A 25,268-nucleotide genomic window follows, 5' to 3' on the forward strand; every position below is an offset into this window, starting at 1 on the left:
TTTGCCTAAGTGGCACAAAAGGAAAAGCGACGTGACAGAAAAAACAATCAAGCGGACCGAACAGGTTAACCAAACCATGGCCATGCTGACTGAAGCCCTCACCAAGCTAATGGTTAAAAAGCCCTTGGATCAAATCACCATCGCCGAATTAACCGAAGAAGCCGGTCTAGCGAGGCGGACTTTTTACCGGCATGTTAAAACAATTGACGACTTACTCACCATCAAAGTCGAACAAATCATTACCAAACTCTACCAAGAAGTTGAGTGGCATAGCCAGACTTTTGAAGACGTCTTAAATAAGGTCTATCCGGCCCTTTTGAAAGACAAGACCTTCCTGCTGGCCCTAGCCAAGAACAACCGAGAATACCTGCTTCAAAAAGTAATTCTAGACGAACGAGAACAGAGTATCATCCAACTGCCAAAAGAGCCGGTCTACGACCTAACGGCCTATTTTGGAGCCGGTGGCATTAGTTCGGTCATCATTTACTGGATTCACCAGGGCTTTAGACAAAGTCCAGAGGAAGTCGCCAAGGCTAACCGACAATTAATTCAGCACATCAAACGTATTACACAATAAAAAAACACCCTTCCGGGTGTTTTTTGTTTACTTAACCAAACCATCTAAGGCTTTGGCAACCGATGCTTCCTGTTCTTCAACTAACTTAACACGGTTTTCAATCACTTGAGTATCAACCACGATTTCACGCGACAATCCTGGCTGGTTCTTCTTATCTTCAAAGAAAGCCTTAAAGGCGTCAAACTTTTCACGTGTCTTGAAAATACGGGAAATAACAGTGATGTAGGATGAGAACTCCATGTCGCCACCTAGACGTTCTTCCAACCAACCCCAGTTATCCTTCAACCAAGTCCAAGCCTGATCCTGTCCGACGGGATTGGCGAGAACACCGGCGAACCAGTTCCGGAGGTCCTGAGGCTTAATCACGGCTGGGTCCTTGAAAGAGGCAACAAGCGTCTTCAATTGCAGCGCATCAGGCGTCGACGTCAGCGCAGCTGACAAATCACGCTTCAAAGAGGCGTTGGCAGTTTCTTGATAGGCTGCAAGCAAAGCGGCAAAAGTCTCCTGGCTGTTATAGTTGACCAACTCGTTCTTTAGGACCTGAGTACGGCCATCAGCCGGTAGTTTTTGAGCTGATCCCGCCTTTTGGAAGACAGCATGCGCCTCCTCCATCAAATGTTGGTTCTTGCCGTAAAGGGCAGCAGCAACAATGATTGGACGTGACAATTCATCTGAGACCGTGTCGCTAGTCTTCTTAGCCAAACCGAGGGCAGCAAAACGTTCCGTCGACAACCCACGAGTGAAGAGCTGCAAATAAGCTTCCAGCTTTGAATCAGGTTCGGCAAAGACTTTGATAGCCGTGATTGCCTGGTAAACAAAGTCCTGGACAAGGGCTGAGTCAGAGTTAGCCAACAATGGCAATACTGGCAAAATATCGGCATAGTTAACTTCGTTGGCCTGTGCCAACAAAAGAGCGTTTTGCAAGAACTGTGCTTGATCGATTGCAGGCAAGTCTGTCAAATCGGCAATCTGTTCTGCCAAAAGTTCGTCATCATAAGAAACAATGTAGTGGCCAGCATTACCGACGTTCAATCGGAATGGTCCCTTCGAAGCAGCCTTAATCGTCTCCCAGTCCCCCAAGTCAGCACTTTCTTCGGTCAACAATGCTGGCAAGCCAGGGGCTGAAGCGGCCAATGGCACTTGCCACAAACGTTGGTCATCCTTTGGCTTTTCACCAAGGACAAATGGCGTTTGGCGAACCTTAACACGTCCATCTTCCACTGAAACAGACAAAATAGGGTAACCAGGTTGGTCCAACCAGGTCTTCATGATGGCCCCAATGTCTTGACCTGAAGCAGCGCCTAGCGCGGACCACAAATCATCCCCTGTGGCGTTACCATAAGCCTTCTTATCAAAGTAAGCTTTCAAGCCGTTCCTCAAAGCATCGTCCCCAATTAAGGAACGCAACATCACAAGCAAGTGAGCGCCCTTGGCGTATACGATAGCTGGGTCAAAGAGGGCATCGATTTCTTCTGGGTGATGGACCGCTACGTGAACGGGTTGAACACCAGGAATGGCATCACGACGGAAGGCCGCCTGCACATCATTGGCATTGAAGCTTTCCCAAATGTGCCAGTCGGGCTCAATCGCATCAATGGCTACGAACTCCATCATGTTAGCAAACGACTCGTTCAACCAGAGTTCATCCCACCACTTCATCGTCACCAAATCACCAAACCATTGGTGAGCCAATTCGTGAGCGATTACCGTTGCAACGACCTGCTTCATCGCTAATTCCGTGTTATCCGGATCAACCAATAAGTAGGCTTCACGGTAGGTTACCATTCCCCAGTTTTCCATGGCTCCGGCTGAAAAGTCGGGAAGGGCAACTTGCAAGGATTGGGCCAAAGGATAAGGTGTTTGATAAAAGTCCTCATAGAATTCAATGGAACGCTTGGCAATGTCCAAAGCAAAATCCAAATCCTTTGCAGGATGGGCCTTGGTTGCGTAAACACCGACTTTGATACCGGACTTCGTCTTTGTTTCGATTGACTGAAAGTCACCAAAGGCAAAGGCCACCAGATAGGTCGACATCTTCACCGTCTTTTCGAAGTAGTGAACGCCATCTTCAATTCGTTCCTCTGGCATGTTCGCGATGGCTACTTCACCTGGCTGCTCATCAAACTTCAATGCCAATGAGAACGTTGCCTTGGCTTCTGGTTCATCAATTCCTGGGAAAGCTTGACGAGCAAAGTAAGTTTCAAACTGCGTTGAAACAACCTGCTTATCTTCACCATCGACCTGGTAATAAGAAGGATAAATTCCATTCATGTTATCCGTTAGCGGTGCGTCGTAGACCACTTCAATGGTCTGTTCCCCAGCTTCCGGAACAGCAAAACGAATCTGATCATCGTCATCAACGACCGTAAAGTCAACGGCCTGACCATTAACCTTGACAGAGGCCACTTTTAAATCGTGCTGGTGCAACGCAATGGCCTGCTTCTTAGCCGTTCCCTTAATAACGGTCTTTCCTTTAATGACCTTTTCTGCTCGAGACACTTCAATATACAAATCATAGTGTTCGGGTTGGAAAAGATCATAGAGACGTTCAATACTTGCCATCAATACACCTACCTTTTATTAAAGAATTATGAATAAATCTCACGTTGAATTCATTATACCAAAGTGACAAAAAAAGAACAGTCACATTGAACAAAAAGACCGAGAAGGTTTGTTTTTTGACATCCTTCAAAAATCCCCTCTATAATAGTAGTTAACGAGCTTTTTTATTACATTGATGTAAAGGAAAAACGATGTCCCAACTATACCTAATCGCACTATTGTTAATTGCCGTCATTGCCGCCAACATTATTAAGCCCTTCATCCCCCGTGTGCCGGAAGCACTGGTTTTAATTGCGGTCGGTGGCCTTTTCACCTTTATCCCCGTTTTCCAGAATTTCACTTTAAATCCCGAATTCTTCCTCTTCTTAATCATTGCTCCTCTGATGTTTCAAGAAGGACAGGGCATTTCATTTACGACAATGAAAAAAAACTTCAACGCCATTATTCAGTTATCTGTTATTTTGGCTCTCTTTGTCGTAGCCATTGTCGCCCTCATCACGGATAAAATTCAATCAGAATGGCCACTCACACTGGCTATCGCCCTAGCAGCCATTGTGGTACCAACCGATGCCGTTGCCGTGAACTCGATGACAACGGGCTTGAAAGTCCCCAAGGGACTTGACCATTCGCTGGAGCTCGAATCCCTCTTCAACGATGCCACTGGTATCGTCCTCTTAGACCTTGCCTTAACGGTATATCAACAAGGCTCCTTTAACCTCGTGGATGGCGTTACCCATTTCATTCTTGTAGCCCTTGGTGGCCTTGTCGTAGGTGCGTTGGCTTCCGGCCTCATCGTAGCACTCCGCCTCTATCTTTCCTTCCACGCTTCTTCTGCACAAGCAACAACGATTCCCTTAAACATTTTGACGCCTTTTGCCATTTATTTACTTGCCGAACACATGGGTGTTTCTGGCATTTTAGCCGTCGTCGCAGCAGGAATTGTCCACAACTATGAACAGTCCCGGTTACAGTTAATCGCCACCGAATCGCGCGTCGTTTCCGGAACCATTTGGCAGACGCTGACTACCCTCTTAAACGGAATTGTCTTTGTTATTTTGGGGCTTTCTCTCCCTAAAATTCTAAAACTAATCGGTGACTTTGGTTTTGAAAAATCCTTTGGCCTTTTCGGCCTTGCTCTGATCATTTATATCGCCATGTTTGTTGGCCGCTTCCTCTGGGTTTCCTACCAAAAGCAAGAACGCCTGACCGGATTCTTTGGCCGTCATGGAACGAAAGACCGGGCTAAACGAGCACAAATTTTCGGCGTTGCCGGTGTCCACGGGGCGGTAACCTTAGCTTTAGCTATGTCGCTACCAAAGACGGTGAACGGTCAACCACTTCCCTTTGCTAATGAGATTTTACTCGTGGCCACCCTTGTCATTTTAATTTCATTGATTATCGCCGCCCTTGTTCTGCCAAGAATCCTCGATGAAGAAGAACAGGTTTATACAGAAAGCGAACTCAACCATGCTCGAACCGCCATGATTGATTCAGCGATTATCAAAGTCGAGCAACGGGTCCGCGATCACGCAGTTAAGACCGCCATTGTTCAAACCTTACAAACGCAAAAACTAACGGTAGCCCAACCCAAAAAGAGCCACCATGAAGAGGAAACCTTACTCCTATTGAATCGGGTTTCTGACGACTTGCAGGAGCGCTTGGACGAAATGATTGGCGAAGGTTATGATCAAGACGTTATCGAACGTTATAGTCGCTTCCTTCAACGTGCCCTTCTGTCACCAGCCACATCACGTCATCCACTGGCTCGGACAAAACAAAAGCTACACCGGTGGCGTCATGAATTTTCTTGGCATTTTAAAACAAGAACTTTTACTAAAAAACAGCGAATTCGCTACCAAGAAAGACTAATGGTGAACAACCCGAAAGTTGCGGCCAAAGTTGCCCAGTGGAAAGATGGTCGCGAAGCCATGCTCCGGCTCAATGAAGACATGCAACACGCAGCCGACCGCTTCCTAACGGCTGCACTGGAAGAAGAATTAGCTGCCCACGAAAACACAGAGAACGTGGCCGACGTGCGCCGACTACTCGAACGTTTCTTCCGTATTGTGGCCCATGACTACCGTAAGGAACACGTCTCAGTGAACGCTTCAGAATACATCCAAGCCTTCGCAGATGAATACTCTTTCCTTTCGACTCAACTGGCCGCTGGCAAAGTCAAATCCGCCGTTGCCAACGAACTCTACACCGAAATTAATCAGGCCCAAACGTTGCTTTTAATGGAACAGGGAAGCGAAACCGAATCGTAATAAAAAAAGACCGACACAACATGTCGGTCTTTTTTAAATCTTTCGATAGCTTATTGCGCCAATTCTTCGTAAAGGGGCAATAGTTGCTTCAGAGTGTCGAGCAAAAACGATAATAGTTGATCGGATTGTTTGTTTAGGAAAGGCGAATCAATCGGAATTTGACGGCCAATCAAGACTTCGGCCGCCTTCACTTTGCCATACCGCGTCACCGTTTCGGCGTATTCATCCAAAGGATGCGCATTATTTTGCATATGATCATTAGACAAAACAAAGTCGTCCGGCAAAGTCCGCACTTCATTAGCAAGCCGGTCCAATTGCTTTGCAATCACTGGTCCGTCCGCCTTTGTCTTTTTCATGTTTTCTTCAATGGCTAAGTATAGATACAAGTGATCGTCCCACATGCCTAGCTCAAAGTGGGGTTCCATTTTATAGCCCCGCTTATTGGGCGCAAAGGCAACCCAAGTATTTTCGGGTGGATTAACCTTTCGCATTTTATGCTTGGCTACATGAGCCACCCAAGGGCGTCCATCGGCGTTTAAAATCGGTAACGCTGCCCTGGCAAAGTCATCAAACTTTGGATCGATAATCTGCCGAATTTTATCCATGCGCCCTTCCAAAGTCGGATCGTCAAAAACGGTAAAATCACTCTTCTGAAACATTTCTTTCCTTTCTCAAACCACGGAAACCTCGAAAGCCACTCAACCAGGTCATCACAACAAAACCAACCACTAAAATCGCTGCCACTAAATTCAACCAAAGCAAGAATACAATAATGGAAGTTAAGGACTGGTAGAAACTATATTTACCCAACTGGAAATTAGCTAACAAAGCAAAAACCTTGTTTAACCCATTAAGCAAAATCAAATCAAAGAAGGAGCCCACCAGCGATGCCAGAAAAGGAGGCCGCGCTGCCTTTGTTGGCAATTGGTAATTCATCCAAAGCAAGACTACCCACATCCCCACTAGCAGTAAGTAACGCGTCGGGGTCACCCATGCACCTAACCCTGGTATTTTATGAAGGTAAACAGCCAGGATGTTTCCCGCAAAGATTAAAGCGGTAAAGGCCACCACCATCAGCAAAAGCCAAATAAAGGACCAGAAACGGGCAAAAATCGGTAAGCCCACTTCTTCTTCGTTTGCAATCCGATTGAACGCTTCCCGTAGAACGGCAATGACACGAGATAGTGACCAGAAAATGAAAAGAATAGAAATTGACCAGTATGATTTTGTATCACTATGAGCAACCGTTGTCAGCACCGGTGCTAAAAAATCATGAACGGAAGTGGGTAAAAAATCTGCCATCATTGCCGTCATTTTATCGGCTGAAATATTCAGCGCTGAAATTAAAAGAACAAGGGCAATTAATAACGGAAAAAGCGTTAACAGCACATAGTAAGCAAAAGTCGGCCCGACCAAGCCAACCTGAGAACGCGAAAAGTAAGTAACCAGTTCGTTAATGTGGAGTCGTCGATCAAAAGACGTCCAGTATTTTTTAATTGATTTCATCATAGCTCCATTATATAAAAAAAGACGTCTAGACGACGTCCTTTTTTATCTTCAACAATGATTAAGGTTAAACTGATGGAATCTGACCAAGTGCCGTTTGGGCTGCCAAGTTCAAAACAGACCATTGACGGTCAAAACCTGGTTGGAAGAAGAAGTCAGCTTCGGCCAAATCTTCCAAAGTCATCTTTCCCTTAATTGCCAAGGCAACCGTGTTAGCGTGAGCCGTCACGTCTTGCTTTGACAAGAATTGACCACCCAAAATTTCGTGATTCTCTGGGTTAAAGGTCAACTTCACAAAAATTTCAGGGTTGCCATCCGTAACAAAGTTTGGACGAACCGTTGCTTTGTAGAAAGATGATGCAACGTTCAACTTCATCTTTGCAGCGTTGTTGGCGTTAACACCCGTTGTTGCCAACTTGTAGTCAAAGACAGAAAGTGCAGATGAACCATTCACTCCGGCAAAGGCACGGGCTGGCTTTTCAATCGCAATGTTTTCCACCACGTAACGTGCTTCACGACGAGCTGTTGAAGCCAAAGCAATTGGTGCAGCTTGGCGAGCAGGAGCAAAGAGTGGCTTAATCGCATCCCCAATGGCAAAGACGTTCTTGGCAGAAGTGCGTAGGTAAGCATCCGTCTTGATGAAACCACGGGCATCCAAGTCAACAGTTCCCTCTAGGTACTTTGTGTTTGGCTTTACACCAGCCGCAACAATAACCAAGTCAGCGTCAAAGACCTTGCCTTCATCATCCTTCACGGATGACACAGCACCATTTCCCTCAAAGGAAGCAACACCATGACCAAGGTGCAAGTTAACCCCGTGTGAGGTCAATTCGTCACCGATTGGACCGGCTAACTCTTCATCTAAGTAGTTACCAAGTGGACGGTTAATCATGTCAATAACCGTCACGTTCTTGCCAGCTTCCGCAAAGACTTGGGCTGCTTCGATTCCGATGTAACCAGTTCCAACAACCACCACGTTCTTAACCGTATCATCATGCAACTTTTCATCAATCTTTGTGGCCCAGTCACGTCCACGCATCAAGAATACATTGTCCAAGTCAGCACCAGGTACTGGCAAAGTCATTGGGTTAACACCTGAAGAAATGATTAACTTATCATAAGTATCGGTCAGCGTCTTGCCAGTCTTTTGGTCCAAGACAGTCACTTCTTGCTTATCCGTATCGATCTTTTGAACCAAGTGGTTAGCAAGAACTTTTCCACCATACTGCTCAATGTCAGCTGGCTTGAAATTACGAACATCATCACGTTGTGTGACTTTCCCTTCCAAGAAAAGTTCCATTCCACAAGACATGAAGGAAATAAAGTCCCCAGCCTCGTAAACCGTCACGTCCATGTCATCATAGCGTGTTAACAGTTCGTGCGCTGATTCATGACCACCGTGTGATGCACCAATAATAACTACTTTCATGTAAAGCCTCCAAAATTTATCAACTTTTACGACACGTTCATTATAGTGTAATTTCTCACAGAATAAAAGAGAAAATTACGTAAAATACAAAGTAAACCAATTATTTAGAATAGCAACCCAATGCAGTAGTGAATCGCAATGGTAACAAGTCCAACCCATATATTACGCCAGATGGCACGCTTAACCATTCCTTGAGAAAAGATTGCTGATAGCAAGCCAGTCAGAGCCGAGGCAACCACCGTCGCAACAATGGCCGCCAAATATTGGTAATGAGCGGGGAAAATCAGCAGTGCAACCAACGGGAATACACCACCTAAAGCAGCCGAGAAGGTTGAGGAAACAGCAGCAGCGATTGGTGACACATAGTGCCCCAAAGTCATATCATATTTTACTGACAAAACGGTTGCCAGTGGCTTTTCTGCTAACAGTTCGGCCGCAATCGCCTTAGCCGTATCAGGTTGAACACCACGATCCGTATAAAAGGCAGCAACATCTTCCATTTGTGCATCAAACGCCGTCTTTAAGCGAGCCTTTTCAAGCGCCACGGCGACTTTTTCGGAATCCGCTTGGGAAGAAACAGCAGCAAATTCACCGGAACCCATTGAAAGGGCGCAGGCCAACAAATCAGAAAGGCCAGCCAGAACAATCACCAAGCGGTTTGATGTGGCAGCGGCCACCGAAAAGACAACACCAACAACGGTCAAAATACCGTCGTTGGAACCAAGAATCCCTGCTCGAATCGTATTCAAGCGTTCTTCCATTGTTTGTCCCTGCTTCTTATCATTCTTCTTTTGTTGCCAATTTTTTAGTAACGTCGTCATTTTCTTCCCCCTCACTTAAAGAGTGTTCCAATTAAGAAGGTTACGACCATCGTCAAAATACCAGCAAGTAAGTTTCGAATGGCTCCCTTCGTCCGGTTCGCCCCGTTCACCACGGCGGCCATGTAACCCGTAAAGAGCAGAGCAATCAAGACAGCAAGGAACGTGGCCATAATACGAAAGTTGGGTGAAGCCAAGGCCATGAACGCCATCGGCAGGGCTGCTCCTGTAGGAAAAGTCACAAAGGAGACCAAGGCAGCGCCCCCTGCAGACACTTGTGAATTCAGTGAAAAGCCGTGTCGTTCACGAACTGTCGTTTCAAGCGGATCCTTCTCCATCATTTCTCGGGTAGCCTGAGTGGCTAATTCCTCTGAAATACCATCCGCTTGATACTTTTCCTTGACAAAGTTGAATTCTCCTTCGTAGTCCTTTTTCAAGGCCTGCTCTTGACTTTGTCGCGCCTTTTCTTGCGCATCATGCGCTGAGCGAACCGAAACGAATTCTCCCATCGCCATCGAGACCATACCAGCCAAAGTCCCGGCAAAACCTGACAACATAATCGCTGATAGACTTTGCCCGGCTCCGGCCACCCCGACGATAATCCCGGCAACGGACAAAATCCCGTCGTTGCCACCCATAACACCAGCCCGGACTAGGTTGTTGTGGGCCATTAGTGATTGTTTTTCCATAACACTTCCCCTTTTTGATAAGAATGGTTCTAAATTATTATACTAAGTGTCCTGTTTGATGTCAATATTTTGTTTTGTTTCATTCTAATGTTATAATTGACACGAAGTTAATATTAACTAGGAGGCTAACATGCTGAATCCATTAAAGAATGTTCTGCAAGAACACCAGCTTAAGGCCACAAGCCAACGCTTGACCCTGCTTGAATACATGATGACCCATGACACTCACCCAACAGCTGAAATGATTCACCAAGACCTGCCCAACATTTCGCTGGCGACGGTTTATAATACACTAGAAAAGTTTGTTGAAAAGAAGCTTGTCGTCATTATTGATGGCATTTCCGATGGTAAGCGTCACTACGATGCAGCTGACCATCCCCACTACCACGTGATTAACACGCGGACAAACGAAATCATCGATGCTGCCAACTATGATCCAGCGCCTTTGATTAAGGCTGCACAAGCAGCGACTGGTTTAAAGATTACCGAATATAAAATTGATCTCTACGGTGTCGATCCCGACAGCAAACCCGAATAACATCACAAAAAAGCCTTCCGAATAACCATTCGGAAGGCTTTTTTCTTTACTTATGAATTAGGGCTAGCCACTACCATCTGCCAGAAGGCTTCAATGATTTGCTTGGCAATGCGCCCATTCGTTCCATCCAAGTAGGAATCCATTCCAGGGATGGCCAAAGACATCGCAAACGGTGTGCCAGGAACATAAACAACCATCGACTCGGTAAAAGTCGTGTGTCCGTTCGTCGACGTTTCGGCCGTTCCAGTCTTCGCATATACCTTTGGTGTCATATTATGCAAAGCCGTTCCCGTGTTATGGGAAGACGAACCGTTCGCCACTTGGTACATACCATCCTTGATGACTTTCCACTCATCGCTTGAAAGCGATACCTGTGACTGAAGCTGTGGTTCAGCCGTCCATACCGTCTTCTGGTACTTGGCATCCTTATCAGTCTGCAAAACCGAACCAACCAGATGTGGTTGCACGAGGTAGCCACCGTTAGCAATTGCTGAAACATAACGAGCAAGTTGCAACGTTGTGTAGGAATCGTATTGCCCAAAGGACTCATACAGATACTTACCCATGTTGGCACCCGTCGTCAGCCCCTTGTATCCGGCTGTTTCGCCTTCAACGTCAATACCCGTCTTCGTGCCCAAACCGAACTGTCCAAGACCATTTCGCAAGGTCTGGAAGGCATCGGAGTTCAAATGCAAAGAGGAACCAGACGAGTAGGTTTGGCCACCAATTTTCATTCCCAACTGAACGAAGTACGAGTTCGATGACGTTTCCAAAGCCGTTCGAGCATCAATTGGTGTCGGTGTCCCATTCTTGTTCCAATAGGAAGTAATGGTTGGAGTACCGGCAATCTTAATCGCTTGATCGTTCATCGTATTCGAGGTAGGTGTAATCACGCCCTTTTGGAAACCGGTTGCCAGGACCGCCGGCTTAACAACCGACCCCATGACGATGGCTTGGTTAATGTTTCCAAGCTGGTTGGCCGTCTTCTTCCCAGTGGACGAATCACGACTAACCCCAGCCATGGCGTAGATTCCCCCGGTATAAGGGTTAATTACGGTCGAATAAGCCCCTTGCACGTTTCCGCCAGGCAAGTTGTCCTCCAAGATTTGTTGGACTTTTTTCTGGTACTCAGCATTAATTGTCAATTTGAGCGAGTCACCCGCTTGACCTTGATACTTAATCGAAGACGTCTTCACGTTCCCCATGGTCGTCACGGTTGTTTGTGACGGCGAACCCTTTAGAAGTGATTCATACTGCTTTTCAAGAGCAGACGTTCCCACTGGTTCGTTTTGTGAATAGCCTTCGGCCAGCAAACGGTGCAGTCGATCAGAAGGCAGCCCGGCAGATTCATCCGAAACCGTTCCTGTCAACGATTGAAAGTCGTTTCCTTCCGGATAGTTACGGGACCACGATTCACCAATTTTGACCCCAGGCATCGAAGCCATTCGTTCGGCAATCTTGGCCTGAGCATCGTCTGAAACATCCGAATCCTTAATATAGGTAGTTGAAAGAGCCGAAGCCCCGGACATTTTTTGGAAAATCATGGCGACGTTATCATCAACATTCTTGGCTAAGTTATGTTTCATCACGTACTGGGCCATGGCCGTATTCAATTGCGTGGTTGACCAAGAGGAAGCCGTTGTTGGATTCTCTTTTTTAACCGCTTCCTGAACTTTTTCAGCACCCTTGGTATCCGTCACTAAGTAGTAATCGGCCTTGGAACGGGCGTTCAAGCGGGTCGTATCAATGCTGATATACTTCGATAGCTTCTTAGCAATGGTGGCAATCTGCGTGGTAGTCGTTGTCGACCCACGGGTATACGTAACGGCCGTTGCCGACTGGTTACCCGTAATGACTTTACCAGTGGCGTCATAGATCAGCCCACGCGGTGCGTTTCCTTTTTCAACGGTTTGATCCGACTGGTTCACCTCTGAAAGATAACCGGCTCCCTGTTTCAAAGTCAAAAAAGCCAACTGAATGAGCAGTGCCGCAATAAGGGCAACTACCAAACCAAGTAGCAGTTTTAAACGCCCTGGTAGGTTGGCCCGGGCGTCGTTTTTATTAGTATCATCTAGGTAACGATTACGATTCATAATAAAGATTCATCTTTCCAAGAAAAATTCGCGCAAAAAAGCATTTTCAATCTCTTCTACTTTACCATATTGGGTGAATTTTCCGCTAAAATTCACCCATTTTTTGGTATTCTTAAGACATGATGATACGAAATAATTTGATGAAAAAATTTGGATATGGTCCGCTTGCCCTTTCTTTTTGGATTTCCTTTGCAAGTCTGCTGCTTTACTTTGTCTATCGGCACATGGCCCCCTTTGGTTCTTCGACCATTCTAACGGTCGATTTAGGACAACAATACCTGGACTATTTTGCTCAGTTTAAGACAACAATTTTACATGACCCATCGTCCTTTTTCTATTCCTTTTCATCCGGTTTAGGTGGCGACATGATTGGGGAATGGTCTTATTACTTGATGTCGCCATTCAACCTCTTTTTTCTGTTGGCCGATGCCCAGTCACTGCCAGCATGGATTTTACTGGTCACCATTCTCAAATTAGCAACGGCAGGTCTCACGATGGGCCTGTTTTTAAAAAACAGTTACCACTTAAAGGGTTATGCTATCACGCTTTTTGCCATTAATTACCCACTCTCTGCCTGGTTTGTTGCCAACGCCCTTAACCTACTGTGGTTGGATACGGCCATCCTATTACCTTTGCTGCTATGCACGCTACACCGACTTTTGAAAACGGGGAAAACGTGGCCCTTCATCATCGTCTTAATAGCGACAATTCTTTCAAACTACTACATCGCTTGGATGATTGCCCTTTTTCTAGTGCTCTACCTCCCAATTGCCTATCAGCAAGAAGACGTTGCTTTATCACCAATTAAATCACTCATCAAGATTTGTGTAGCTGGCGTTACTGCCATCGTGGCGACCGCTTGGCTTTGGCTACCAACACTCGATCAATTGACGCTTGGTAAAACGACCCACTCTGCCAACTGGACACTTGGTTTCGAAAACAATCCCGCCACGCTATTCTTTAAACTCATCCCAGGTTCCTTTGATTTTAGCCAAATGCAAACCGGTCAAGCCAATTTTCTGGTAGCCCCCGTCGTCTTGTTCTTCCTTTGGCCCTTTTTCACTAAAAAGAGCATTCGGCTAAGCGAAAAAGTGGCTTCGCTTTTCGCACTGATTGTTCTCCTGCTAGCCACCTGCTGGATTCCGCTCGTTCTTCTATTTCACGGCGGGCAGTACCCAGTTTGGTACCCAGCCCGCTTCTCCTTCTTGATTTCGTTTCTACTGATTGTGATGGCAGCACGAGGTTATGACAGTGATCAAGCGCTAACCAACTTAGCACGCGGCTTTTACCTTTTAGCCACGCTAACAATCACAGTGCTCGGTTCATTTTTCATGAATCAACTTTCCTATCTAAGTAAGCCCGAGCTTTTCACCTTCCTATTTGGCTACCTGCTTACGCTACTCACTCTGATTTTTGTCACAAAGAAACAAATCAAACAGTTTCTCCTACTCCTTATCACAGCGGTCTTCTTGATGGCCAACCTCGCCCTTACCCTGAATCACTTATCGTATCTAACAAACGCTGAGTATCAAAAGGGAGCAAAACAAGTAACCATGGTCAACCGTCACCTTGAAAAGGACCGCTCCTGGTATCGAGTTGCTGAAGGCATTGGTCGTACGTATAACGATGGCTTTCTAGGTTATTTCAAAGCCGGCTCGCACTTTTCTTCCCTCTTACCGGCTTCCTCTTCGGCTTTCTTCCGCAACATGGGCCAAATTGCTGGGGATTCGAAAATTTCTTATAGTAACGGAACAATCATTACTGATTCCTTACTTTCGTTTAAGTATTACCTCGACCAAAGTCAGGATGCCTCGGCGGACCGAACACAGTCACTCAAACGATCATTTCGTCCGGACTATCTTCAATCCACTAGCCAATCATCTGGAAATGGTTGGCGACTAGTTAAAAACGAGCGAGCCCTCCCCGTTGCCTATGCTGCTTCTAAGGAGGCGCTCTCCTTCAAAAACCAGAAACGCTATCCATTGCAGAATCAGGCCAACCTCCTCAAATCACTGGTTGGTCAATCGAACCAACAAATTTTGACTCAGCAACCTCTCGAGGTAAGTGGTTCTTACAACATCCAAAAACTAGGACAAATTACCGGCGGTTCGATTGTCCAAATTGATCACAAACAGCCGTCCACCCTCGTTTTGACTTTTACACCACAAACAGATGGCGCCTACTACCTAAACTTAGGTGGTGCCTTTGACCTTTCTGGAGTGACCATCATCGCCAATGGTCAGCGGGTCACCCAGCAAACCGGGTACGACCACAGCGTGGCTTTAAATGTTGCAAACAATGCCAAGGGTCAAAAGCAGTTGCTGACTTTCGTCTTTGACAAATCGGTTTCAAATCGTTATTTGGACGATCTTGCTCTTTATGCACTTGATCAGGATTTGGTCAATCAAGATCTTAATGAACTCCAACAACACCCCCTGAATGTTGAAAAAAGCAATAGCCGTTACTTGAGGGGAACAATCCAAACGACAAAGGCTCAGCCGCTCATCATGACAAGCATTCCATCAGCTCCGGGTTGGGTTGCCAAAGTCGATGGCCGTGTCGTCCCAACTAAAACGGTCGCTGGTGGCCTCATCGCAATCCCAACCACAGCTGGCAAACATCAGATAACGCTTTCCTACATGCCCCCTCTTTTCTTACTAGGTTTGTTTTTAAGCGCCACCTTTATCACCGTAGTGGCTGTTGTTGCCCTGTTTTCTGGCTACAAAGTACGTTTTTCACTTGCGCGCAACAGGCGCCCGTGATATAGTCAGTTTGCTGTATTTTTTATGCCAAAGGCATTGAAAGGATGAATAACCATGGCGGAAGAAAAAACATTTCCAATGACGGCCGAAGGTCGCGACAAACTAGAAGCTGAGGTGGAGGACTTAATCACCCGGCAACGTCCTGAAATTACAAAGCGTATTCAAATCGCCCGTTCTTACGGCGACTTATCCGAAAACTCTGAGTACCAATCAGCAAAGGACGAACAAGCCTTTGTTGAAGGCCGAATCGTGACTTTGCGTAAGATGATTGAAAACGCCGAGATCATTTCTGCTGATGATTCAGCCGCTGACGAAGTAGCGATGGGTAAGACCGTGACATTCCAAGAACTACCAGATGAAGAGCCTGAAACGTATACTATCGTTGGTTCTGTCGAAGCGGATCCTTTGTCAGGTAAGATTTCCAATGAATCACCAATGGCAAACGCATTGATTGGAAAGCACCAAGATGAAACTGTTAAAGTGCCATTACCAAACGGTGTTGATATCCAAGTCAAAATCTTAAAGGTTGAAAGCGCTGAATAAAATAAAAAGGGAAGTCCATTATAATATGGACTTCCCTTTTTGATTGCCATCTTTACGCAAACGAATGAATGTTTCCAATCAACATGGCACCAATCAATATTAAGACCGTTCCAATTATGATTGCCTTCATCTGCATCGAACTCTTCTTTTCATTCAGAAGATAGATACCCCCTAACGTTCCGACAACAACATTTAGTTGTGAAAGCGTTGTGGCAATCGTTTGACCCACGGCAGGATTGGCAGCGGAGATAAACATGAAAATGTTTCCTAATGCCCAAACTATCCCAGTTCCCATGTTTTTCCAAGTACTTTTCTCAACCATCGTCTTTCCCTCATGGAAAACGAAGAGAACAATCAGAATCGAACCAATAAATTGTCCGAATGCTTGCGGTCCAACAATGGCCGTCATGTAATTCAAACCATTTCCTGCTTGCTTCACTTCAGCCGGAACGTAGCCAATTTTAGCTAAAAAATTTGGCAAAACAAAATAAATCATAAAGCCAACGGTTGAGAGAGCCAGATACAAAATTGATTTGGAAGACACCTTTACAGAGGCAGCATTCTTTTGATCAGGTTTTGAAACAAAAATGGCACCGATGACCACTAGAACAATTGATATACTACCAACTAACCACATGGCAATGGTCGACCATTCACCCAAAATTGTTGCGGCAAGCAAAGCATTCATCACAATCTGTCCAGCAGTTGATAGGGCTAATCCCAATGACACCCCTAACTGCTTATAGAGCATCAGCTGAAAGGCTGTTCCTAGTGCCCAAACCAGTCCTGACAACATGCCGACAATCCAAATTTCTGGTCCGAAATAAAAACCGCTAGGCAAAACAAAGCCAAACATTAGTAATAAGCCGAATAGCAAGGCACCTGCTGACATTCCTAATGTTTGCTGAGCGGCTGATCCGCCCATCTTTGTTGCAACAATGCCAACCGAACCCCAGAAAAGAGCAGGTAGCAAAGCAAAAATAATTGCAAAATCCATGTTTGTGAACTCCTTCATTTATGACATCTTTTATTATACATAATGTGAACAAATACACAACGTTTTTTGGAAATAAAAAAGAGAAGCTCCTATCAGGAACTTCCCTTTCGAAAATTTATTTTATTTTTTAAGCAAACGCATGAATATTTCCAATAATCATGGCCCCAATGACCACAAGAATTGTTCCGATGACGATCGCCTTCATCTGGGTTGAAGACTTCTTTTCGTGCAAGAAGTAAATACCACCAAAAGTACCAACGATGATGTTCAGTTGTGACAAAGTCGTGGCAATCGTTTGACCAACGTGTGGGTTAGCAGCAGAGGCAAACATGAAGATGTTTCCAAGCGCCCAGACCAAACCAGTGATCAAGTTCTTCCATGATGGCTTATCAAACATCGTCTTTCCTTCACGGAAGACGAAGAGTACGATAATAATCGCACCAATCACTTGTCCAATAGCTTGAGGACCAACAATCGCCGTCATGTAGTTCAAGCCGTTTCCAGCAGAACGAACTTCTTCTGAAACATAACCAATCTTTGCCAAGAAGTTGGGGAAGATGAAGTACAACATGAAGCCAGCGGTTGACATGATTAGGTAGAAGATTGACTTAGAATCAATCTTTGCGGCCGTTGCATCTGCCTTATCAGGCTTTGAAATGAAGATTGCACCAGTGACAACCAAGATGATGGAAACAATTCCAACAATCCACATTGCCATCGACGTCCATTCACCCAAGAGCGTGGCCGCCAACAAAGCGTTCATGATAATCTGACCCGCTGTTGAAAGTGGCACACCGAGGGACACACCCATCTGCTTGAAAAGCATAAACTGGAAAGCCATGCCCATTGCCCAGACCAAACCGGACAAGAGACCAACAATCCAAACTTCAGTTCCCATGTAGAAACCGTTCGGGATAACGAAACCAAACATTGTGATTAATCCGAAAATCAAAGCACCAGCGGACATCCCGAAAGTTTGTTGAGCAGCTGAACCGCCCATTTTAGTTGATACAAGACCAACTGACCCCCAGAACAAGGCGGGGAGTAAAGCCATAATAATTGCAAAATCCATTTTAGTGGACTCCTTTCACTTGTTTACATGTATTATTATAACGTAATGTAAACGCTTACACAACTCTTTTCAAAAGAAATCTATATTAATTTGAATTATTTATTCCATAAATCTTTCCCATCAACGATTGGAAAAAAAAAGGGCCCGTATCATACGGGCCCTTTCTTTACTTATCATACTGAGCTAAGTTCCAATTTTCAATAATTCGAATAATCGCAGCCGGATAATTAGGATCGGTAGCATAGGAATCATCGTACAGAGCTTGCGCTGCATCTTTATAATTACTTGCTGAAATAACATCCTTAAACTGGCTGCTATTCCAAGTATTACCATTTACCAATGTTTTAGCATGGGCCTTCATTGAATCCTTGTAAGAAGCATATACTGCAAAACGGGCGTTTTTAGTGACCGTTTCGCCATTTTCAACTTCTTGTGTCTGAAGGACAACTGACTTACCAGAATCAGTATCATCACTTTTAACACCATAAAAGTTATTATACTTTGACGAGAGTTCGGAATCGTCCCAGTTCGATTCGTGAATTGCCTGTGCGATTGAAATTGATGGCAAAATGCCATATTGGCTCTTCAATTCCTGAGCGTAAGAAGCAATCTTATGGATAAAAGCTAAACGACGATCAAATTCGGTCTTTCCGCCATTTTCAGCTAACAAAACAGCCGTTGATACAGGAATTCCGTTTTTCTTCAACTCACTATAGTAGCTACCCATTTCCTTATTGGTTCGTCCAAGTAGGTCTCGAACAAGATCCTTGGCAGACTTCTCATCCTTCAACTTATAAATACCGGGCATCACCAGGTCATATAGCGTAATGTCAGACTTAGCGTTTAAGAAAAGTTTTGGATACTTCGACTTCATCTCTTTGATCAAGTCCTTATCCGTGTATGCCGCAATCAATGCAGAACGCGAAACGTTCGCTGCATCCGCCATCGTCCCAGCAGTCTGTTCTGCCGTTTTATTACCATCAATATAGGTATAGGAAGAGTCCAGTACTGGCTGTTCACCAGGACCCTGGGCCAATTCTTGATAGACATTATCAATACTTTGAACGGGTGAAAATAAATAAGTCCCAGATTTAATTGACTTTGCCCCATAACGCTTAGCATAGCGATTTAAATACTTGGCGTTATAAATCAGCCCCTTCTTTTGCAATTTTTTACCGACTTGGTTAATCGAGTCAGAGCTCGTTACCTTGACTTCGGTTAATGACATATCATTCGGGTTCTTTGCTGAATAACCACGATGATTGAGATAAAGAAAAGTCCCAGCACCTACTAACAAAATAGCCAAAATCAAGAGAATAGTATTTCGAATCGGATGCTTCTTTTTATTTGAACGTCGTTTTTTAAATTCCATTTCCATTATGAATAACTTTCTTTGCTAATCATGGAAAAGACACCACTGTTTCAAAACAGATGGTGTCTTTTATTCTTCATACTTATAAAAGTCACTTACTTCATCAATGACTGAACATCACGAGCAATCATTAACTCTTCATCAGTTGGCACAACCAAAGTCTTAATCTTGGCATCAGCGGCTGAAATATCAGCCTCTTCAGTGCAACCATCATTCTTTTGAGGATCAATCTTAATCCCAAGGTACCCCAATCGTGCAGTTACTTCTTCACGAACCCAATCAGCATTTTCACCGATTCCGGCAGTGAAGACAATGGCATCAGCGCCATCCATCTTAGCAACATACTGTCCAATGTATGACACAACACGATCAACAAAGATATCAATGGCCAATTCGGCCTTATCGTTCTCTTGACGAGCAGCACGAAGATCACGCATGTCAGAAGATAGTTCTGAAATTCCCTGAAGACCTGACTGCTTATTCAAAATCGTTAACATTTCATCGTTGGACAAGTTTTCTTTATCTTGAATAAAGGAAACCAAAGAAGGATCTACGTCTCCAGAACGAGTAGCCATCGTCACACCAGCCAGTGGTGTGAAGCCCATTGAAGTGTCAAAGGACTTGCCATGCTTAACCGCCGTAATAGAGGCTCCTGCCCCAAGGTGAAGCGTAATTAACTTCAGGTCTTCAATTGGTTGGCCTAACAATTCCGCAGCTTTACCCGCAACGTAACGGTGTGAAGTTCCATGCGCCCCGTACTTACGAGCACCATATTTTTCATAGTACTTGTAAGGAAGTGAGTACAGATAGTTAACCTTCGGCATTGTTTGGTGGAAGGAAGTATCGAAAACAGCCACTTCCGTTGCCTTTGGCAAAAGCTTTTGGAAAACACGGATACCCATGGCGTTGGCAGGATTATGAAGCGGTGCATAATCTGCCAATTCATCAATCTTTGCTAATACGTCCTCGTTAATCAAAACGGACTTATCGAAGTATTCACCACCAGCAACAACACGATGACCGACACCAACAATTTCATTGAAATCAGAAATAATATCCAAGTTTGATAATTCTTCCAACATCATGTTAATTGCAACGGAGTGATCTTTAATTGGCGTTACTTTTTGGAACTTCGCCTTTTGTCCCTTAACCGAAACGTTTTCGTTTGAATCAGCCTTTTCATTTGCTGCAAACTTAATCGTGAAAATGGCATCTTCCATTCCGATACGTTCAACTAATCCTTGGGCAATCACTTCTTCGGCAGGCATCTCCAGTAATTGGAACTTTAATGAAGATGAACCAGCGTTAACGGCCATAATCTTTGCCATGAAATATTCCACCTATCCTTTGTTTAATCTCGCACTTTTTCTTTATTCAGTTTACCCCAGTCACCTAAATCTTGCAAAAATTCTTCGAGCGCTTTGCTTTCCTTTACTGAAGGGTACTGTCCTAGCATAACTTCAGTTTTAGGGGTTGCACTTGAATGGCGAATAACCAAGATGGCTTTTTGTTGTTCTTTCTTTTGGAAGAAGCTTTGTGGCAATGTAAGGAAAGCCTTTAGCTGCGCCTTATTAGACAACAGTTTTAAAATACTTTCGTGGTGGGCACCTGACAAAATATCCGCCGGCACGACGAGGTAGGCCCAACCGTCTTCCTTTAGTAAGTTCAGTGCTTGTTCAATCATTAGGAAGTGAGCATAAGATTTACCATCTTTGAATGCCGTAACAAAACCTGCTGGCGCTTCATTCGGATAGTACCCAATGGGTAAATCACCAATCACAACGTCAGCGGGCAATAATTCGCCTGCCGGTAAGTTCACAACATCACCCAGGAAAAAATCAGCCTGATTATCGCTTAACAAATCAGCTGTTACAGACGCCAGAGCCAACTGTGAATCAACAACGTCAATTCCAGTTGTTTTTACTTCAACATCGGTTGATCCAAGAACTTCTTGAACTGTCCAAAGAAGGTTGGCTGAACCAACGGTCATATCAGTAATGGTTGCCACTTGACCATTGGCTTTTTTAACATTGGCTGTCTTAGCTACCAAGTCACCTAACAAATAGCCAATCCCGTCTGGAGTTAACTGCTCATTAGCTGGAATCTTATCTTCCTTATCAGCTTTTAAAATCAACAATTGAAGAATGTGTCGCTTTTCCTGAAAAGAAAAGGACGACCAGTCAATGGTAAATAACTTCTCCATTGCTAACTGACTATCTGCTGAAAGGACTTCTTTATCTTTAGCAGTTAATTCCTGTTCATTCAGTGTCGCCAACACTTGTACAAGCGCTTGTCGCTGGCTGACACCTTCGCTTTGTTTTACCTTTTGGACAATCGAATCGATTGTTTGAAATTGTTCTGGAATATTTACTTTTGTCATGCCCCCATTTTAGCCCCTTTTCTTAGGGGTGACAAGCATGCCTTAGAAAAGCTTTCGTTTAAACTCTTTTGAATGCCAGCGTATATGAATTTCTTGCTTTTTCTCTGCTATCGAGTAATGCGCTTCCTCGTATTGACCCGTCAAAGAGTGATTTTCATAATAGGCAATGGAAGCTCTCAGTTGCACCGTATCAATCAACAAACTTTGGTTAACGAGTTTAGTCGTCTGAATCCGCTGACCAAATACCCGATGCTGTACGACGAAAATCAAGGAAAGTCCCGAAATGATAATTAGCGTTGGCAGTAAAAGATAGGCTGCCCTTTTTCTTTTCATTCTTTTTTCACCTCCTTTGGCAAAACCAAAAAAGCACGGAGCTTTTCACCCTGTTCTGTCTTCGCCTCCACAATTTGATAACTTTCTTGGCTTCTAAACGACAAGTTCTGCAAACCTGTTAGTAAAACCATTTCACCACGGTTTCTCCCTTGTAAAATTAACCGATGACGTTTCAGTAGGAGACGTTTTAAATGCCCTTCGTTTGATAATTCCAGCCGACTCTCATCAGAAGAAATCAATTGGTAACCCTGTTCTTGTAATTGTTGACACGCGCTTTGTAGCTGAAAAAGAGCATCTATTTGTCCAACATCCTTTCTCGAGTGCGTCAGCATCGTTAAACCAAAAATAACCATAACTGAAACAATCAGTGCTAAAAATGATTCAAGCATTGTAAAGGCGTTATTTAATCGATTCTGTTTGTTGCTCATCCTTTGTTTTCTCACGATTTTTATATGATTGCCAATCCTGCAAGGCTAATTCTTTTCGATTCAATTGCTTTCGAAATTGTTGTCGGGCTCTGGTCATGCCCGTTTGATAATTCACGACTGCATCTAATTCCAAACAAACCATTGCCGTTATTAAACCGAGTGCCATTAACCCATCTACTAGAGCAAAACCCGCCCTTTTTCTATTCTTGAAAATGATAATGACCACCCCCAAACTGAATGATAAAACGTAGTGCTTTTCCTGAATGATAAAAAACAATTGATTGAGGAGATACAAAACCCGAAGCCTGTATTTTAATCGTTCGTTCTTCTTTTAAATGGTAATCCTGTGGGTAGGTTAATTGACTGTCTAATGTAAAAAGCATATGCTTCTCAAATCGGAGCTCTTTTGAAGTTCCTTCAGTTTGAGCCTGAGCTCGACTATGTTCAAAACTACTGCCTAAACTCCTTTCAAAATCATAAACAGATAACTTGGGCTTAGCTGGCCTAAAAAAGACGGCCATCCCAACAATCAGACTGGCAACTGCTAAAACCATTACGGACTCAATTAATGTGAAAGCGTGCAGATAGTTATCCCTTTGCTTCATGGCCGCTAACCACAATTTTCAACTTCTTTACCTTATCCTCCTGCTGCTTGGTTAAATAGTCTTCTTTTCGCAAATCGGCTAACGTCACTGACTTTTGTTCCGGATGATCGTTTAAATATAAATCAATTTGCGTCTGTACCGTTCCAACCATTGCTTTTCGATGCGTTGCTTCTGCTCGCTCCCGTTGCCGATTTAAATTAGGCAGGATTAACAGCATCAACAGGGCAATGATAAAAAGAACTACAGTCGCCTCAATCAGCGTAAAGCTGCTTTGCTGTTTCCCAATGCCTCCGACATTTTTCAATAAGCAATTATTTATTTTTAACTTTAATTGTTTCACGGTTGGTAACCTCCCAAATTCTGATATAACGGTAATAACATTGCTAAGTAAAGTAAAACAATCGTAAGCCCGATAATGGCAAAAAGTAGGGGCTGTATGAGTGAAAAGGAACGGTGAACTCGTCGATGAAAGGATTGATATTCTCTTTTAGCATAAAAAGCCAAATAGGCTGACAAAATACCTGGTTCAAAACCCCTGGTCAAGTAAGCAGAAATTCCAGGACGCAAATAGATTTGCTTACTTAACCATGTGGTTAAGTCCTCGGCATTCGCCAAGGAAAACTGGGCGTTTTTTGCTAATTCTTGACCAAGCGAACGTTTCCCAGCTGATTCAGTTGCAAAATACTCAATAATTTCCGGCAAAGTCATCCCCGCTTTGAGGAAAATAGCCAGTTGCTCAGCCATCATTGCTGTCATTAAATCTTTCGTGAATCCCGCTACTCCAGGTAAACGAGCTAACGTTAATAGGCGCCTAAGGGGTGGCAATTTAAGCAAATAAATATAAAACATGAAACCCAAAATACCAGTCAATACAACCGACGCCAGTAAAGCATGCAGCGCTGTTAAGGGAAAGTTCCCACCAGCGCCTTGTCCTGCATTACCAGTTAGTTCTGAAAATATGGGATACAGGGTGTGCTCGAGACCATAAACCATTCCAAACAATAGCAACACAAGAAAAACAGGATAAGTCATAATTTGTTTTAATTGGCGCTGATAACCAAGTAATTGCTGCAGCTTATCAACTAAAACGGCTAGCGTTTCTTCAAAATGCCCATGCTGTTGTGCTAAGGCTAAGTAGCTGATTAAAGTTGGACTTAACACCCCGCTTAGGCTCCGGGTGAGGTCGTGTCCCTCGGCTAATCGATTTTGAACAGTCTCAAGTAAACTGCGCCATTTCAAATGGCCACTCTGAATGACTGCCAAAGACAACGGTAACGAATAACCTGCATGAACCAGTTCGGACAATTCTGACAAAAAAGTCGTCTGTTCCTGCTGCTTTAATGCTTTTCTTCCCCGCTTTTTTAACATCACACTTCCCTTTCCCGTCCCGAAAAATCTCAAACAACTATTCACTGTTTCGCCAATCAACGACAGTCAGATTAGCTTCTAATCCACCACTTTTTTTCGTGCATAAACGCATATAGACTGATTTGACTAAGGCTTCCAGTACAAGTTCTCGGTCCAAACCAAGATCGACCAATCGTTCGAGAACTAATTCAGCTGAATTAGCATGAATTGTTGCCAACACTAGGTGCCCAGACAAGGCAGCTTGGAGGGCGGCCTGTGCCGTTTCCAAATCACGAATCTCACCAATGACCAGAATATCCGGTCGATGCCGTAGCGCCACCTTAATCAGGTCTTGATAATGGACACCAGCCGTATTATTGACCTGTAGCTGTAAGAAGGCTGGCTGTTCGATTTCAACGGGGTCTTCAACTGTCAGCACAACGAGCTGGTCTGACCACTTTCTTAACAGTTCATGCAACGTGGTGGTTTTACCAGATCCAGTGGGCCCAACCAATAGGTATAGGCCACTGCTCGGCTGGTCGGCCAGTAATTCTTTCCATTGTTGTTCGTTGCGGTAAGCAAGTGGCCCTACTTGCTTACTAATGAGTCGTAATACTAAACTTTCCCGTCCTAAAAAATCACCCACGGACGACAGCCGAACGAAACCATCCTCAAAGTCAAATCGCCCCAATTGTGGTCGTCTCATCTCAGCTAAATCCAGTTGTGCCCAATATTTCATCAGCGAAAGCATGCTTTTTGCATCATCAATCGACACCTCCATTATTTGCTGAAGGCGTCCCAATTGTTGACCAGATAACTGGTACTTGCCCACTTTCGGAAGAAAATACAAATCACTGAATTGTTGCTGGAATGCGCTAGAAAGGATTTGCTGGAGAAACTCTCGGATACTATGTTGTTTACGTTCAGGCCATCTTGCAGTTTGGTTCATC

General features: G+C 44.4%; 24 protein-coding genes. 5 read left to right on the forward strand and 19 right to left on the reverse strand.

Annotated features, from left to right (window positions below; genetic code table 11):
• The first annotated feature begins 31 nt into the window (after positions 1–31).
• The gene (locus tag ACSYSL_RS03670) at positions 32–577 is read left to right on the forward strand and encodes a TetR/AcrR family transcriptional regulator (protein ID WP_491708384.1); all 546 of its coding nucleotides are present in this window, start codon (positions 32–34) and stop codon (positions 575–577) included.
• A 27-nt stretch (positions 578–604) separates the two neighbouring features.
• Here the strand turns inward: ACSYSL_RS03670 and ACSYSL_RS03675 are convergent, their stop codons facing one another.
• Positions 605–3,139, reverse strand: coding sequence for a M1 family metallopeptidase (locus tag ACSYSL_RS03675; RefSeq protein WP_491708385.1), 2,535 nt, complete (start codon positions 3,137–3,139; stop codon positions 605–607).
• A gap of 191 nt (positions 3,140–3,330) precedes the next feature.
• Here ACSYSL_RS03675 and ACSYSL_RS03680 point away from each other — a divergent pair, with 191 nt between their 5' ends.
• Complete coding sequence (locus ACSYSL_RS03680) at positions 3,331–5,406, forward strand: cation:proton antiporter (RefSeq protein ID WP_491708386.1); 2,076 nt, start codon at positions 3,331–3,333, stop codon at positions 5,404–5,406.
• A gap of 50 nt (positions 5,407–5,456) precedes the next feature.
• Here the strand turns inward: ACSYSL_RS03680 and ACSYSL_RS03685 are convergent, their stop codons facing one another.
• The 5 genes from ACSYSL_RS03685 to ACSYSL_RS03705 all read right to left on the reverse strand — a co-directional run bounded on the left by ACSYSL_RS03685 (position 5,457) and on the right by ACSYSL_RS03705 (position 9,848).
• A complete protein-coding gene (locus ACSYSL_RS03685) occupies positions 5,457–6,065 on the reverse strand; it encodes a DUF1054 family protein (RefSeq protein ID WP_491708387.1) in 609 nt (202 codons plus the stop codon).
• On the reverse strand, positions 6,049–6,912 hold the full coding sequence (locus ACSYSL_RS03690) for a YihY/virulence factor BrkB family protein (RefSeq protein WP_491708388.1): 864 nt from the start codon (positions 6,910–6,912) through the stop codon (positions 6,049–6,051). The genes ACSYSL_RS03685 and ACSYSL_RS03690 overlap by 17 nt, the downstream gene beginning before the upstream one ends.
• Positions 6,913–6,979: 67 nt before the next feature.
• Entirely contained in the window at positions 6,980–8,341 is a 1,362-nt protein-coding gene (locus tag ACSYSL_RS03695; RefSeq protein WP_491708389.1) for an FAD-dependent oxidoreductase, read from the reverse strand.
• 104 nt (positions 8,342–8,445) lie between these two features.
• Complete coding sequence (locus tag ACSYSL_RS03700) at positions 8,446–9,162, reverse strand: VIT1/CCC1 transporter family protein (protein ID WP_056995031.1); 717 nt, start codon at positions 9,160–9,162, stop codon at positions 8,446–8,448.
• Positions 9,163–9,173: 11 nt separating this feature from the next.
• Positions 9,174–9,848 carry a VIT1/CCC1 transporter family protein gene (locus ACSYSL_RS03705; RefSeq protein WP_010690753.1) on the reverse strand — a complete coding sequence of 225 codons (675 nt, stop codon included), beginning with the start codon at positions 9,846–9,848 and terminating at the stop codon, positions 9,174–9,176.
• 130 nt (positions 9,849–9,978) lie between these two features.
• On the opposite strand from ACSYSL_RS03705, the gene ACSYSL_RS03710 reads away from it, so the two are divergent.
• A complete protein-coding gene (locus ACSYSL_RS03710; RefSeq protein WP_010690749.1) occupies positions 9,979–10,386 on the forward strand; it encodes a Fur family transcriptional regulator in 408 nt (135 codons plus the stop codon).
• A gap of 50 nt (positions 10,387–10,436) precedes the next feature.
• Here the strand turns inward: ACSYSL_RS03710 and ACSYSL_RS03715 are convergent, their stop codons facing one another.
• Entirely contained in the window at positions 10,437–12,479 is a 2,043-nt protein-coding gene (locus ACSYSL_RS03715; RefSeq protein WP_491708390.1) for a peptidoglycan D,D-transpeptidase FtsI family protein, read from the reverse strand.
• A 140-nt stretch (positions 12,480–12,619) separates the two neighbouring features.
• Between ACSYSL_RS03715 and ACSYSL_RS03720 the strand changes: the two genes are divergently transcribed.
• Together ACSYSL_RS03720 and greA are read left to right on the forward strand one after the other, a co-directional pair.
• The gene (locus ACSYSL_RS03720) at positions 12,620–15,241 is read left to right on the forward strand and encodes a YfhO family protein (RefSeq protein ID WP_491708391.1); all 2,622 of its coding nucleotides are present in this window, start codon (positions 12,620–12,622) and stop codon (positions 15,239–15,241) included.
• 54 nt (positions 15,242–15,295) lie between these two features.
• Positions 15,296–15,784 carry a transcription elongation factor GreA gene (gene greA / locus ACSYSL_RS03725; protein ID WP_010690745.1) on the forward strand — a complete coding sequence of 163 codons (489 nt, stop codon included), beginning with the start codon at positions 15,296–15,298 and terminating at the stop codon, positions 15,782–15,784.
• Between the two features lie 52 nt (positions 15,785–15,836).
• On the opposite strand, the gene ACSYSL_RS03730 is transcribed toward greA, so the two are convergent.
• The 12 genes from ACSYSL_RS03730 to ACSYSL_RS03785 all read right to left on the reverse strand — a co-directional run bounded on the left by ACSYSL_RS03730 (position 15,837) and on the right by ACSYSL_RS03785 (position 25,267).
• A complete protein-coding gene (locus ACSYSL_RS03730; RefSeq protein WP_491708392.1) occupies positions 15,837–16,781 on the reverse strand; it encodes a GRP family sugar transporter in 945 nt (314 codons plus the stop codon).
• Positions 16,782–16,908: 127 nt separating this feature from the next.
• Positions 16,909–17,853: a GRP family sugar transporter gene (locus ACSYSL_RS03735; protein ID WP_491708393.1), complete on the reverse strand. Its 945-nt coding sequence runs from the start codon at positions 17,851–17,853 to the stop codon at positions 16,909–16,911.
• Positions 17,854–18,019: 166 nt separating this feature from the next.
• Positions 18,020–19,225: an endolytic transglycosylase MltG gene (locus tag ACSYSL_RS03740; RefSeq protein WP_491708394.1), complete on the reverse strand. Its 1,206-nt coding sequence runs from the start codon at positions 19,223–19,225 to the stop codon at positions 18,020–18,022.
• A 95-nt stretch (positions 19,226–19,320) separates the two neighbouring features.
• Positions 19,321–20,553 (reverse strand): acetate/propionate family kinase, encoded by a 1,233-nt coding sequence (locus ACSYSL_RS03745; RefSeq protein WP_010690742.1) that lies wholly within the window; start codon positions 20,551–20,553, stop codon positions 19,321–19,323.
• Between the two features lie 23 nt (positions 20,554–20,576).
• Complete coding sequence (locus ACSYSL_RS03750) at positions 20,577–21,605, reverse strand: class I SAM-dependent methyltransferase (protein WP_010690741.1); 1,029 nt, start codon at positions 21,603–21,605, stop codon at positions 20,577–20,579.
• A gap of 42 nt (positions 21,606–21,647) precedes the next feature.
• Positions 21,648–21,938 (reverse strand): hypothetical protein, encoded by a 291-nt coding sequence (locus ACSYSL_RS03755; protein ID WP_010690740.1) that lies wholly within the window; start codon positions 21,936–21,938, stop codon positions 21,648–21,650.
• A complete protein-coding gene (locus ACSYSL_RS03760) occupies positions 21,935–22,366 on the reverse strand; it encodes a hypothetical protein (protein WP_491708395.1) in 432 nt (143 codons plus the stop codon). The genes ACSYSL_RS03755 and ACSYSL_RS03760 overlap by 4 nt, the downstream gene beginning before the upstream one ends.
• Complete coding sequence (locus tag ACSYSL_RS03765) at positions 22,338–22,532, reverse strand: hypothetical protein (protein ID WP_010690738.1); 195 nt, start codon at positions 22,530–22,532, stop codon at positions 22,338–22,340. The genes ACSYSL_RS03760 and ACSYSL_RS03765 overlap by 29 nt, the downstream gene beginning before the upstream one ends.
• Positions 22,533–22,566: 34 nt before the next feature.
• Positions 22,567–22,920 (reverse strand): hypothetical protein, encoded by a 354-nt coding sequence (locus ACSYSL_RS03770; protein ID WP_158534692.1) that lies wholly within the window; start codon positions 22,918–22,920, stop codon positions 22,567–22,569.
• Between the two features lie 34 nt (positions 22,921–22,954).
• On the reverse strand, positions 22,955–23,275 hold the full coding sequence (locus tag ACSYSL_RS03775) for a prepilin-type N-terminal cleavage/methylation domain-containing protein (RefSeq protein WP_029489774.1): 321 nt from the start codon (positions 23,273–23,275) through the stop codon (positions 22,955–22,957).
• 32 nt (positions 23,276–23,307) lie between these two features.
• A complete protein-coding gene (locus tag ACSYSL_RS03780) occupies positions 23,308–24,399 on the reverse strand; it encodes a type II secretion system F family protein (RefSeq protein WP_491708396.1) in 1,092 nt (363 codons plus the stop codon).
• Positions 24,377–25,267 carry an ATPase, T2SS/T4P/T4SS family gene (locus ACSYSL_RS03785; protein ID WP_491708397.1) on the reverse strand — a complete coding sequence of 297 codons (891 nt, stop codon included), beginning with the start codon at positions 25,265–25,267 and terminating at the stop codon, positions 24,377–24,379. Before ACSYSL_RS03785 ends, ACSYSL_RS03780 begins: the two co-directional genes overlap by 23 nt.
• Position 25,268: the final 1 nt, after the last annotated feature.

This window comes from Fructobacillus sp. ESL1129, from assembly GCF_058507945.1.

Excerpts from the sequence above, each read along its gene's own strand:
- ACSYSL_RS03675 (WP_491708385.1), bottom strand. The coding sequence starts at position 3,139 with ATGGCAAGTATTGAACGTCTCTATGATCTTTTCCAACCCGAACACTAT.
- ACSYSL_RS03680 (WP_491708386.1), top strand. The coding sequence starts at position 3,331 with ATGTCCCAACTATACCTAATCGCACTATTGTTAATTGCCGTCATTGCC.
- ACSYSL_RS03685 (WP_491708387.1), bottom strand. The coding sequence starts at position 6,065 with ATGTTTCAGAAGAGTGATTTTACCGTTTTTGACGATCCGACTTTGGAA.
- ACSYSL_RS03690 (WP_491708388.1), bottom strand. The coding sequence starts at position 6,912 with ATGAAATCAATTAAAAAATACTGGACGTCTTTTGATCGACGACTCCAC.
- ACSYSL_RS03695 (WP_491708389.1), bottom strand. The coding sequence starts at position 8,341 with ATGAAAGTAGTTATTATTGGTGCATCACACGGTGGTCATGAATCAGCG.
- ACSYSL_RS03700 (WP_056995031.1), bottom strand. The coding sequence starts at position 9,162 with ATGACGACGTTACTAAAAAATTGGCAACAAAAGAAGAATGATAAGAAG.
- ACSYSL_RS03705 (WP_010690753.1), bottom strand. The coding sequence starts at position 9,848 with ATGGAAAAACAATCACTAATGGCCCACAACAACCTAGTCCGGGCTGGT.
- ACSYSL_RS03710 (WP_010690749.1), top strand. The coding sequence starts at position 9,979 with ATGCTGAATCCATTAAAGAATGTTCTGCAAGAACACCAGCTTAAGGCC.
- ACSYSL_RS03715 (WP_491708390.1), bottom strand. The coding sequence starts at position 12,479 with ATGAATCGTAATCGTTACCTAGATGATACTAATAAAAACGACGCCCGG.
- ACSYSL_RS03720 (WP_491708391.1), top strand. The coding sequence starts at position 12,620 with ATGAAAAAATTTGGATATGGTCCGCTTGCCCTTTCTTTTTGGATTTCC.
- greA (WP_010690745.1), top strand. The coding sequence starts at position 15,296 with ATGGCGGAAGAAAAAACATTTCCAATGACGGCCGAAGGTCGCGACAAA.
- ACSYSL_RS03730 (WP_491708392.1), bottom strand. The coding sequence starts at position 16,781 with ATGGATTTTGCAATTATTTTTGCTTTGCTACCTGCTCTTTTCTGGGGT.
- ACSYSL_RS03735 (WP_491708393.1), bottom strand. The coding sequence starts at position 17,853 with ATGGATTTTGCAATTATTATGGCTTTACTCCCCGCCTTGTTCTGGGGG.
- ACSYSL_RS03740 (WP_491708394.1), bottom strand. The coding sequence starts at position 19,225 with ATGGAATTTAAAAAACGACGTTCAAATAAAAAGAAGCATCCGATTCGA.
- ACSYSL_RS03745 (WP_010690742.1), bottom strand. The coding sequence starts at position 20,553 with ATGGCAAAGATTATGGCCGTTAACGCTGGTTCATCTTCATTAAAGTTC.
- ACSYSL_RS03750 (WP_010690741.1), bottom strand. The coding sequence starts at position 21,605 with ATGACAAAAGTAAATATTCCAGAACAATTTCAAACAATCGATTCGATT.
- ACSYSL_RS03755 (WP_010690740.1), bottom strand. The coding sequence starts at position 21,938 with ATGAAAAGAAAAAGGGCAGCCTATCTTTTACTGCCAACGCTAATTATC.
- ACSYSL_RS03760 (WP_491708395.1), bottom strand. The coding sequence starts at position 22,366 with ATGAGCAACAAACAGAATCGATTAAATAACGCCTTTACAATGCTTGAA.
- ACSYSL_RS03765 (WP_010690738.1), bottom strand. The coding sequence starts at position 22,532 with ATGGCACTCGGTTTAATAACGGCAATGGTTTGTTTGGAATTAGATGCA.
- ACSYSL_RS03770 (WP_158534692.1), bottom strand. The coding sequence starts at position 22,920 with ATGGTTTTAGCAGTTGCCAGTCTGATTGTTGGGATGGCCGTCTTTTTT.
- ACSYSL_RS03785 (WP_491708397.1), bottom strand. The coding sequence starts at position 25,267 with ATGAACCAAACTGCAAGATGGCCTGAACGTAAACAACATAGTATCCGA.